The 1,005-nt window shown below is 59.7% G+C and carries 1 protein-coding gene; it reads right to left on the bottom strand.

What is annotated here, in order from left to right:
• The coding region (locus BK659_RS24510) for an RHS repeat domain-containing protein (protein ID WP_221178173.1) at window positions 1–1,005 on the bottom strand (1,005 nt) is incomplete at both ends.

Below are 1,005 nucleotides of genomic sequence, written 5' to 3'. Positions count from 1 at the left end.
CTTTCGCTTTGATTGAAGGATGAACTGACGGATGAACCGACTTAGGGACACCTGGATGTATATCAACAGTATTTTTATAGACTGTACGTCCCAGAATGGTTCCAGGCTTATATTTACCTGAGGATGAACACCTACTCAACCCCCACGGATCCACCCACCCCAGCGCATTCGGCGCATACTGGTAAAGGTTTATCCCCCCCGCCAGCCCTATCGGGTCCTGCTGCGTAAACCTTCCGCAGTCCGGGTCGTAATACCGGAACAGATTGTAGTGCAGCCCTGTCTCACGATCCAGGTATTGCCCCTGCATACGCAGGTTCTGAGAATATCCTGATACCTGCGTTTCGCTTTCCCGCAGCAGCTTGCCCCAGGCGCTGTTCACTCCTTCCCAGCGCACCTGCCCTTCGATATCCGTCATCCGCTCCGGCGTGCCGTTGGGCTGACAGTGGAACCAGAAGATTTCCGGGGCATCCACGCCGTCGATACGCGCCAGCGGATCGTAGCTGTCCTGATCGCTGTAGACGTAGGTCAGCGGCACATCCCCGTGCACTTCCTGCAGCAGGCGGAACCCCTCCCAGACAAAACGGGTAGTGACCGGCTTGCCGGTTGGCTGCCCGCCCAGCATCTGGCGACGCGTTTTGCTGATCCGTCGTCCGAGCGGATCGTAGCGGAAGTTGACCTGCGTCTGCGGTTTGTTGCGATCCCGCGGCTGGCTGATGACCTCCGTCAGGCGGTGCTCGCCGTCGTAGCGGTAGTGCCACCGGGTCTGGCCGTTATCCTTCTCCACGGTGCGGCCGTGAATGTCATAACGCCAGCGAATGCCGTTCAGTTGCGTCAGGCGGTTATGCGTGACTTTCTCAGCAGCCCCTTCGAGCGGGTTACCGGCAGCATCCCAGCGCCACTGCTCCTGTCCGGGCAGCGAGCCGTCCTGAACCAGCAGGCGCCCGGCGCTGTCATACTGCCAGCGGTACCAGCTGAACGGATTATCGTCCCGCTCTTCCCGCACCA

It is taken from the genome of Pseudomonas brassicacearum (assembly GCF_003732225.1).
In the GTDB taxonomy this organism is placed as follows: Bacteria; Pseudomonadota; Gammaproteobacteria; order Pseudomonadales; family Pseudomonadaceae; genus Aquipseudomonas; species Aquipseudomonas brassicacearum_E.
The sequence above is the reverse complement of the archived record's forward strand: the minus strand, read 5'-3'. Positions and strand labels throughout refer to the sequence as shown.